This is a genomic window from Sphingomonas bacterium (assembly GCF_903643035.1).
GTDB lineage: Bacteria > Pseudomonadota > Alphaproteobacteria > Sphingomonadales > Sphingomonadaceae > Sphingomonas.
This window is the reverse complement of sequence record NZ_CAHJWW010000118.1, coordinates 1-8,861: the sequence shown is the minus strand read 5'-3', so window position 1 is coordinate 8,861 and position 8,861 is coordinate 1. Positions and strand designations below refer to the sequence as shown.

Annotated in this window: 10 protein-coding genes; 6 read left to right on the top strand and 4 right to left on the bottom strand. The window is 70.7% G+C overall.

Going from position 1 to position 8,861, the window contains the following annotated elements:
* Positions 1–13 precede the first annotated feature (13 nt).
* On the top strand, positions 14–835 hold the full coding sequence (locus tag HUV01_RS08810; RefSeq protein ID WP_174297915.1) for a DUF815 domain-containing protein: 822 nt from the start codon (positions 14–16) through the stop codon (positions 833–835).
* 159 nt (positions 836–994) lie between these two features.
* Here HUV01_RS08810 and HUV01_RS08805 read toward each other — a convergent pair whose 3' ends face one another.
* On the bottom strand, positions 995–2,782 hold the full coding sequence (locus HUV01_RS08805; protein ID WP_174297914.1) for an ABC-F family ATP-binding cassette domain-containing protein: 1,788 nt from the start codon (positions 2,780–2,782) through the stop codon (positions 995–997).
* 89 nt (positions 2,783–2,871) lie between these two features.
* Between HUV01_RS08805 and HUV01_RS08800 the strand changes: the two genes are divergently transcribed.
* From HUV01_RS08800 to HUV01_RS08780, 5 genes are all read left to right on the top strand, one after another.
* The gene (locus HUV01_RS08800) at positions 2,872–3,177 is read left to right on the top strand and encodes a PepSY domain-containing protein (protein WP_254606517.1); all 306 of its coding nucleotides are present in this window, start codon (positions 2,872–2,874) and stop codon (positions 3,175–3,177) included.
* Between the two features lie 22 nt (positions 3,178–3,199).
* Positions 3,200–3,865, top strand: coding sequence for a response regulator transcription factor (locus HUV01_RS08795; RefSeq protein WP_174297913.1), 666 nt, complete (start codon positions 3,200–3,202; stop codon positions 3,863–3,865).
* Positions 3,866–3,958: 93 nt separating this feature from the next.
* Positions 3,959–5,335: a sensor histidine kinase gene (locus HUV01_RS08790; protein ID WP_174297912.1), complete on the top strand. Its 1,377-nt coding sequence runs from the start codon at positions 3,959–3,961 to the stop codon at positions 5,333–5,335.
* 51 nt (positions 5,336–5,386) lie between these two features.
* Positions 5,387–5,983 carry an arylesterase gene (locus HUV01_RS08785; RefSeq protein WP_174297911.1) on the top strand — a complete coding sequence of 199 codons (597 nt, stop codon included), beginning with the start codon at positions 5,387–5,389 and terminating at the stop codon, positions 5,981–5,983.
* A gap of 152 nt (positions 5,984–6,135) precedes the next feature.
* A complete protein-coding gene (locus HUV01_RS08780) occupies positions 6,136–6,480 on the top strand; it encodes a PilZ domain-containing protein (RefSeq protein ID WP_174297910.1) in 345 nt (114 codons plus the stop codon).
* A gap of 22 nt (positions 6,481–6,502) precedes the next feature.
* Here HUV01_RS08780 and HUV01_RS08775 read toward each other — a convergent pair whose 3' ends face one another.
* From HUV01_RS08775 to HUV01_RS08765, 3 genes are all read right to left on the bottom strand, one after another.
* Positions 6,503–7,501 (bottom strand): LLM class flavin-dependent oxidoreductase, encoded by a 999-nt coding sequence (locus tag HUV01_RS08775; protein WP_174297909.1) that lies wholly within the window; start codon positions 7,499–7,501, stop codon positions 6,503–6,505.
* 118 nt (positions 7,502–7,619) lie between these two features.
* A complete protein-coding gene (locus HUV01_RS08770) occupies positions 7,620–8,126 on the bottom strand; it encodes a DUF1003 domain-containing protein (protein WP_174297908.1) in 507 nt (168 codons plus the stop codon).
* A gap of 3 nt (positions 8,127–8,129) precedes the next feature.
* On the bottom strand, positions 8,130–8,861 hold a 732-nt coding region (locus HUV01_RS08765; protein ID WP_174297907.1), incomplete at its 5' end, for an AI-2E family transporter.

The window sequence follows — 8,861 nt, the reverse complement described above, 5'->3', positions numbered from 1 at the left end:
GCACAGGTGGCGCATGACCGATCCGCTCGACCGTATCGCCGCCGCGCTCGAACGGCTCAGTCCGCCGCCGCCGCTCGCGGCCGATCCGCTGGCGCACCCCGCCTATCTGTGGCGCGGGACGGTGCTGGAGCCCGCGCGGGCGTTCCGGCCGCTGGCGCTCGGTTCGTTGCTCGGCATCGACCGGCAGAAGCAGGCGCTGCTCGGCAATGTGCGCCGCCTCGCCGCCGGCCATGCCGCCCACGACGTCCTGCTGTGGGGAGCGCGCGGCACCGGCAAGTCCGCGCTGGTCGCAAGCGCGGTCGCCGCCGTGCAGGCGGAGGCCGCGGGGACGGGCGGCGGCATCGCGCTGGTGGAACTGGCGCCATCGCAGCTCGACAGCCTGCCCGCGCTGTTCGCCACGCTGGCAGGCGTTCCCCGCGCGTTCGCGCTGTTCGTCGACGATCTGGGTCTCGGCAGCGCCTCCGATGGCCGCGCGCTCCGCTCGATGCTGGAGGGCGGGGCAGAGGCGCGGCCGGGCAACGCCCGCCTGTTCGTCACCAGCAACCGCCGCCACCTGATGCCGCGCGACATGGCCGTGCAGGCGGAGGCGATCAATCCCGCCGACGCGATCGACGACGAGCTTGCGCTGACCGACCGTTTCGGCCTCAGTCTCGGCTTCCATCCGGTCGACCAGGCGGATTACCTGGCGATCGTGCGCGGCTATGCGCGGGCGCGCGGGCTGGCGGTGGACGACGCCGACGCGGTCGGCTGGGCCACGCGTCGCGGCGGTCGCTCGGGACGCGTGGCATGGCAGTATGTGGTGGAACTGGCGGGAAGAGCGGGACTGACGGCCTGAACGGACCGGACGAAGGTGCGGTCGCTGCAGTCACGATCCTGACGGCGCGCCTGGAACAGCCACTCGCGCCCGCGGCATTCGACGTCGATCACGCCGACCGTTCCCCGGCGCGGGATCACGGATCGGCCACCTCGTCCTGCCGCTAAAGTCATGCTGCGGCTAGCCCAGAGCCTCCATCTGCTCCGCCAGCTTCATCCACCGCCCCTCCGCCGCGTCCTTCTCCGCCCGGGCCGCCGCGATGCCCTTCATCAGCCGGTCGAAGCCGGCGGGGTCGCGCGTGAAGAGGCTCGCGTCCGTCAGCTGCGCCTCGTCCCGCGCGATGGCGGCATCCAGCGCCTCGATCCGGACGGGCAGCTGGTCATAGTCGCGCTGGTCCTTATAGGTCAGCTTGCGCGCCGGCGCCGCGACGGGCGCGGGCGGCTTGGCGGCGGACGACCGCTTCGCCGCGCCCGCGGGTCGCCGCCGGCGTTCCCAATCCTCATAGCCGCCGGCCACCACGTCGACCGTGCCGCTGCCGTCGAGGCCCAGCGTCACCGTCACCGTCCGATCGAGAAAGTCGCGGTCATGGCTTACGATCAGCACCGTGCCGTCATAGTCCGAGATCACTTCCTGCAACAGATCGAGGGTCTCAAGGTCGAGGTCGTTGGTCGGCTCGTCCAGTACCAGCAGGTTGGATGGGCGGGCGAACTCGCGGGCCAGCAGCAGGCGGGACCGCTCGCCGCCCGACAGCGTGCCCACCTTCGCCTCGATCAGGTCGGGGTCGAACAGGAACTCCTGCAGATAGCCTCGCACGTGCTTGCGCACCCCCAGCACGTCGATCCAGTCGCCGCCGTCGGCCAGCACCTCGCGCACCGTCTTGCCGGGCGCCATCAGGCTGCGCTGCTGGTCGATGACGACGCCGTCCAGCGTCTTGGCGAGCTTCACCCGGCCGCTGTCGGGCTGGAGGTCGCCGGTCAGCATCCGCAGCAGCGTGGTCTTGCCAGCGCCGTTGCGCCCGACGATGCCGATCCGGTCGCCACGCGTGACGCGCAGGCTGAGGTCGCGGATGATCGTGCGCTGATCGTCTCCGGCGCCATACGCCTTGGTCGCGTGCTCGGCGTCGATCACCACCTTGGTCTTGCTGTCGTCGCTGCCGGTCACGAGGTTGGCGACGCCCTGCGGCCCGGTCATGCCGGCGCGTTCGGCGCGCATCTCCTTCAGCTTGGTCAGGCGGCCCTGGTTGCGCCGCCGCCGCCCCGTCACGCCGCGCTGGAGCCAGTGCTCTTCGATCTTCAGCCGTGCGTCGAGCTTCTGCGCGGCGCGTTCCTCCTCGGCCATGACCTGGTCGGTCCACGCCTCGAACCCGCCGAAGCCGATCTCCGCGCGCCGGATACTGCCGCGGTCGAGCCACAACGTCTGCTTCGTCAGCCGGGTCAGGAACGTGCGGTCGTGGCTGATGACGATGAACGCGCCCCCGAACCGGCCCAGCCAGTCCTCCAGCCATTCGATCGCGGCGATGTCGAGGTGGTTGGTGGGCTCGTCGAGCAGCAGCACCTGCGGGTTGCGGGCGAGCGCGCGGACGATCGCGGCGCGGCGCCGCTCGCCGCCGCTAGCCGACGACGCCTCGCGCGCGAGGTCGATGCCGAGCTGGTCGGCGATCGCCTCCGCCTCATAGTGTTCGGGCGCGTCGGGCTCGGAAAGGACGTAGTCGCGCAGCGTGGCGTGCCCCGCCAGGTCCGGATCCTGTTCCAGCAGCACGACTTTGGTCCCCGGCACGATCGTGCGGCGGCCCTCGTCGGACTGGACGCTGCCGGCGATCAGCTTCAGCAGCGTCGTCTTGCCCGCGCCGTTGCGCCCGATCAGCGCCAGCCGGTCGCGCGGGCCGATATGGAGGTTCAGCTGCCGGAACAGCCAGCGCGGACCCTGGTTGAGGCCAAGGTCTTCAAACGAGAGGATCGGTGCGGCCATAGCCATGCGAGCTAGGGTGCACGGGCGGGCGCGGCAACCCACGCCGCCCCGTCGCCGTCCATTCACAGGCTGTTCAACGCGGCGCCGTCATGGCAGCGGGCATGGCGATGCTGCTCTCCCTCATCCTCGCGTTCGCCGCTCCGGTGCCGCCGGCGATGCAGGACCATCAGCGCGACCAGGACCAGGCGTGGGCCGCGCGTCACGAAGGACGCATCCTGCCGCTCAAGGAGATCGAGCGGCGGGTGGTGCCGACGATGCCCGGCGCGCAGTATATCGGTGTCGATTTCGATCCCGGCAGCGGAGTGTATACCTTCAAGTTCCTGCGCAACGGCGCGGTGATCTGGGTCGACGTTGATGGCCGCTCGGGGCAGGTCATCGGGCGAATGGGCAAATAGGCCGTCAAACAGGGGGAACATCATGCGCGTTCTGATCGTCGAGGACGAGCCGCATCTCGGGACACAGCTGAAGAACACGCTGGAGGGCGCAGGCTATGCGATCGACCTCGCCACCGATGGCGAGGAGGGGCATTTCCTGGGCTCCACGGAGAATTACGACGCCATTGTGCTCGATCTCGGCCTGCCGGAGGTCGACGGCCTGACGGTGCTCGATCGCTGGCGGCGCGAGGGCCGGACGGCGCCGGTGCTGGTGCTGACGGCGCGCGACAGCTGGTCCGACAAGGTGGCCGGGCTGGACGCGGGCGCGGACGACTATGTCGCCAAGCCGTTCCAGACCGAGGAGCTGATCGCCCGTCTTCGCGCGCTGATCCGCCGCGCCTCGGGCAATGCGTCCTCCGAGCTGACCGCGGGCGACGTCCGGCTCGACACGCGCTCGGGCAAGGTGACGCGCGCGGGCGAGCCGGTGAAGCTGACCGCCCAAGAATACAAGCTCCTGTCCTACCTCCTCCACCACAAGGGCAAGGTGGTGAGCCGGACCGAGCTGATCGAGCACATCTACGATCAGGATTTCGACCGCGACTCGAACACGATCGAGGTATTCGTGACGCGTATCCGCAAGAAGCTGGGCCAGGACGTCATCACGACCATACGCGGGCTGGGATACAGCCTGGAGGACCCGGCGGGCTGATCCGACCTTCCGTTCGGGCCGAGCCTGTCGAGGCCTTGCCCTTTCCCTGGAAGGACGGCCTTTCGACAAGCCCGGGGTGAACGGATTTCAGACATGGCAAGCACTCCGGCCTCCCCCCGCACGCGCACCACCGGATCGCTGTCGCGGCGCATGATCCTGATCGCGGCGGCGTGGATCAGCGTCCTGCTCGCGGGCGGCGGCTTCGCGCTCGATCGCGTTCTGGTCGGCGCGGTTACCGCCAATTTCGACGACCAGCTCGAATATGTGCTGCGCTCGCTCATCACCACCGCCGAGGTCGACCGCGGCGGCGATGTGACGTTCAGCAGGCTGGCGGCGGACCAGCGGTTCCTGGAGCCCAATTCGGGTCTCTACTGGCAGGTGTCGGGCAAGGGGCACGAGGATTTCCCCTCGCGCTCGCTATGGGACCGGCACCTCGCGTTCGCCGGTCGCCAGGTGATCCGCGACGTCCGCTATTTCGACAGCGGCCAGTTCCCGGACGAGAAGCTGCGGGTCGTCGCGCGCGACGTGACGCTGCCCGGATCGGCCACGATCTGGCGGTTCCAGGTGGCGGAGACCCGGGTGGAACTCGACGCGCAGATCGCGGTGCTGCGCCGCACGCTCGTCCGCTCGTTCCTGTTGCTGGCGCTCGGGCTCGTCGTGCTGGCGGCGTTGCAGACCTTCTACGGCCTGTGGCCGTTGCGCCGCGTGCGCGAGGAGATCGCGGCGATGCGCGCGGGCACGTCCAGCCGGGTCGCGCGGCCGATGCCCAACGAGGTCGCGCCGCTGGTGGAGGAGCTGAACGCGCTGATCGCGCACAACGAGCGCCAGGCGGAGGAGGCGCGCGAGCACGCCGGCAACCTCGCCCACGCGCTAAAGACGCCGCTTACCGTCATCATGAACGCCGCGACCGCGCGCGCCGACGACCTGTCCGATACCGTCTGTCGCGAGGCGACGACCATGCGCCGCCAGGTCGACCACCACCTCGCGCGCGCGCGCGCCGTCGGGCGCCGGGGCTCGGCGCACAGCCGCGCGGAGGTGTGGCCGAGCCTCGAGGCCGTCGAGCGCGCGGTCGGCCGCCTGTACCGCCATGTCCGCCTCGACGTGACCGGTCCCAGGGCGGATCGGGGCGATCTGGCGGTGCATGTGGAGCGGCAGGACCTCGACGAGATGCTGGGCAATCTGATCGAGAACGCGGCCAAGTACGGCGGCGGCAGCGTGTTCGTGACGGTAGGGCGGGCAGGCGAGTTCGTCGAGTTCCTGGTCGAGGACGACGGCCCCGGCATCCCGGACGCCGACCGGACGCGCATCTTCGATCGCGGCGCTCGACTCGACAGCGGCAAGCCGGGCACCGGCCTTGGCCTCGCGATCGTGCGCGACGTGGCGGAGATCTACGAGGGAAGCGTTCGCCTGGAGGAGAGCGAGGACCTGGGCGGCCTGATGGTCCGCCTCCGCCTGCCGGCGGCGGGGTAGGGGGGACGCCGACCCTTCCGCATTCCCAGGCGTCTTCCCATCTGATCAACGATGACCGCCAATCCCCGCCAGCCCGGCCCGCGCATCCTGGCGCTCGGCGACAGCCTGACCGCGGGCTTCGGCCTTGCGCCGCGCGAGTCGTTCGTGCGGCAGCTCGAGGCTCTGCTGGTCGACCGCCACGGCTCGGCGACGGTGCATCAGGCGGGCGTGTCGGGCGACACCAGCGCCGATGCGGTACGCCGGCTGCCACGCGTGCTGGCGGGGCTGGGCGTGAAGCCCGACCTGGCGATCGTGGAGCTGGGCGCCAACGACCTGATCCAGGGCGTGCCGCCCGATCGCATGCGCGCCAGTCTCGATGCGATACTGATCGAGCTTGGCCGTTGCGGCATCCCCGTGTTGGTGGCCGGGATGCGGGCACCGGCATGGCTGGGCGCGTTCGCGGCGCGGTTCGACGCGGTGTTTCCGGCGCTGGCGTCGGCGCACGGCGCGTCGCTTTACCCGTTCTTCCTCGACGGCGTGGTGGGCGACCCCGCGCTGACGCTGATGGACGGCCTGCACCCTAACGCGCGCGCGATCGCCATCGTGGTGGCCCGGATGCTGCCGTTCGTGGAGGCGGCGTTGGCGAGGGGACGGAGCGGCGGCGACTGACCGGGGCGACCGCCGAAGCCCGCATGGAAAGCCTTTTTCGCATCCGGTCCCGCCCATCGGCCCGATCGTGGAACGTGGGTTCTGGCGCGACCCCGCCGTTCGCTTGCCAATCCGGCCCGCGACCCTTCATGGCCGGGCGCAGGAGGACCTTCATGACGATGCCGCCGCGCCGCGCCGCCTTCGTCGATCCGCGCCCGGTGGAGGCGATGCGCGTGGCGCCGCGCCGGGTCGTGTCGATCGAGGTGCGACTGGTCAGTTCGGCGCTGGGCTATGTACGCGCCGAGGTGGTCGACATCTCGCGTGTCGGCTGCTGCGTGGAGGTGAACTGCCGGTTGCCGACGGACGGCTTCGTGATGATCCGCCTGCCCGGGCTGGAGCCGATCGGTGCGCGAGTGGCATGGTCGCGATCGGTCGAGGGCGGCCTGGCTTTCCACCGCCCGCTCGGCGCCGCGATACTGGACAGGCTGATCGCGCAGCATCCACGACGCGCGGACTAGCCTTCGACCGTCGCGGCAAGCATCACGCCGCCGCCCGCATCTCGCCCATCGCCGCCGCGGCGATCGACAGGCTGTGCTTGCGCGCCGCATGGTCGAAGATCGAACTCGTCATCAGCACCTCGTCCACGCCGGTCCGCGCGACAGAGGCATCGAGGCTGGCCTTCACCCTGGCCGGGCCACCTGTCGCCGAACATTGCAGGACATGGTCCAGCATCGCACTTCCCTGCGGTCCGAGGCTTGCGCGATAGCCCGCCACCGGTGGCGGCAGCTGGCGCGGGTTGCCGGTGCGCAGCGCCACGAAAGCCTGCTGCTGCGACGAGGCCAGCAGCTCGCCCTCCGCATCGGTATCCGCCGCGAACACGTTGAAGCCCGCCATCGCATAGGGCTGCGCCAGTCGCGCCGAAGGCCGGAAGTCGCGGCGATATACCGCCAGCGCCCGGTCGAGCGCGTCCGGCGCGAAGTGCGAGGCGAACGCATAGGGCAGGCCCAGCATCGCGGCGAGCTGCGCGCCGAACAGGCTGGACCCCAGAATCCACATCTGCGGGTCCGCGCCCGCGCCGGGCGTCGCGACGATGCCCGTCTGACCGTCGTCGGCGAAGTAGCTCTGAAGCTCCAGCACGTCCTGCGGAAAGGCGTTCGCATCCGTCTCCAGCGTCCGCCGCATCGCGCGCGCGACCTGGCCGTCGGAGCCGGGCGCGCGGCCAAGGCCCAGGTCGATCCGGCCGGGATATAGCGCATCAAGCGTGCCGAACTGCTCCGCGATCGCGAGCGGCGCGTGGTTGGGCAGCATGATGCCGCCCGCGCCCACGCGGATCGTGCGCGTCGCGGCGGCGACATGGCCGATCACCACCGCGGTCGCGGCGCTCGCGATGCCGCGCATCCCGTGATGCTCCGCCACCCAATATCGACTGAAGCCCAGCTCCTCGGCATGGCGCGCGAGGTCGGCGGCGTTGGCGAGCGCCTGGCCGACGGAGCCGCCTTCGGCGACGGGGACGAGATCGAGGAGCGCGTAGCGGGTCATGGACAGGGAGGTAGGAAGGCCGGGACCACTGGGGAAGGGCTGGCGGGGGAAGGGCTGGCGGAGGAAGGGCTGGCGCGGGATGGGACGGGCCGTCCGCCATGCGGTCGCCCAGGTCGGATCACGGGCGGTTGTCCGTCACCTCGGCGATGCGGCCGAGCGCGCTATCATGATCGGAAGGCGTGGCCATGTCGATCGCCTCCGCGTCGGTGCGCGAGGGCAGCATGGGATTGTCGCGCCGCTGTTCCTCCAGCAGCGCGATCACCTTGGCGATCTTGCGCTCGCTCATCATCGCGATGTGCAGCGTCAGCTGCGCGCGGCTTTCCGCCAGTTCCTCCCCGTGTCGCTGCGTCGTCAGGATCAGCAGCGCGACGAGCAACGCCGATACCGTCGAGATGAACTCGAGATGGGGAAACGGGAACTGCTCGAGCGCGGGCGATCCCAGCAGCCGCGCGGCATAGTTGCCGACGATCCACGCGATCGCCAGCCCGGAGATCACGACCAGCGACAGCGGCAGGCCGAGCGTGGCGGTGACGCGGTTGGCGAGACGCTGGACACGGGTCGTGCGCTGGTCGTGGCGATCGTAGAGCCTGGCGAGCTGGTCGACGGTCTCGTCCTCGGGATCCATCGGCTATCCTCTCGTCGCGCTTGCGGTGGCGGGCGGATTGAGCGGCCCCTTCTGCGAGCCGACCCACTCGCGCCACAGCAGCACCAGCGCAGCCATGATCGCCGGACCCATGAACAGGCCGACGAGGCCCCAGGCCTCGACTCCGCCCAATATGCCCAGCAGCACCCACAGGAACGGCAAACGCGTCGCGCCGCCGATCAGCACCGGGCGGATGAAATGATCGGCGACGAACGTCAGCACGAAGCCGACCACGACGATCACGATCGCGCCGACCGTATGGCCAGCCGCCAGCGTCACCGCCGCCGCGACGAGGAACGCCAGCGCCGCGCCGAACGGCACCATCGCGGCGAGCGCGGTCAGCATGCCGAACAGCGTGGGGTGCGGCGTGCCCGCGAAGGCGTAGACGACGCCCAGCGCCACGCCCTCCCCCAGTCCCACCAGGACCAGGCCGTTCACCGTGCCGTGGATCGAGCGGATGATCTGCCGGCCGACGTCCTCTCCCGCCGGGCCGAACGCGCGATCGCTGCCGATCCGCAACTGCGCGACCACGTCATCGGCATCGCGCAGCAGGAAGAACAGCGACAGCAGCATGAAGCCCAGCAGCACCAGCCGATGCACTGCCTGCGCCCCCACCGCCCGGCCGGTCGCGAGGAGGCCGCCCTGCATCGCGTGGCTGGCGAGCGCGGAGATGCCGCCGGGCTGGCCGATCTCGCGCTGCCACAGCGGCGCCAGCCG

What these genes read in the sequence shown, in the direction of transcription:
- HUV01_RS08810 (WP_174297915.1), top strand. Translation starts at nt 14, where the DNA reads ATGACCGATCCGCTCGACCGTATCGCCGCCGCGCTCGAACGGCTCAGT.
- HUV01_RS08805 (WP_174297914.1), bottom strand. Translation starts at nt 2,782, where the DNA reads ATGGCCGCACCGATCCTCTCGTTTGAAGACCTTGGCCTCAACCAGGGT.
- HUV01_RS08800 (WP_254606517.1), top strand. Translation starts at nt 2,872, where the DNA reads ATGGCAGCGGGCATGGCGATGCTGCTCTCCCTCATCCTCGCGTTCGCC.
- HUV01_RS08795 (WP_174297913.1), top strand. Translation starts at nt 3,200, where the DNA reads ATGCGCGTTCTGATCGTCGAGGACGAGCCGCATCTCGGGACACAGCTG.
- HUV01_RS08790 (WP_174297912.1), top strand. Translation starts at nt 3,959, where the DNA reads ATGGCAAGCACTCCGGCCTCCCCCCGCACGCGCACCACCGGATCGCTG.
- HUV01_RS08785 (WP_174297911.1), top strand. Translation starts at nt 5,387, where the DNA reads ATGACCGCCAATCCCCGCCAGCCCGGCCCGCGCATCCTGGCGCTCGGC.
- HUV01_RS08780 (WP_174297910.1), top strand. Translation starts at nt 6,136, where the DNA reads ATGACGATGCCGCCGCGCCGCGCCGCCTTCGTCGATCCGCGCCCGGTG.
- HUV01_RS08775 (WP_174297909.1), bottom strand. Translation starts at nt 7,501, where the DNA reads ATGACCCGCTACGCGCTCCTCGATCTCGTCCCCGTCGCCGAAGGCGGC.
- HUV01_RS08770 (WP_174297908.1), bottom strand. Translation starts at nt 8,126, where the DNA reads ATGGATCCCGAGGACGAGACCGTCGACCAGCTCGCCAGGCTCTACGAT.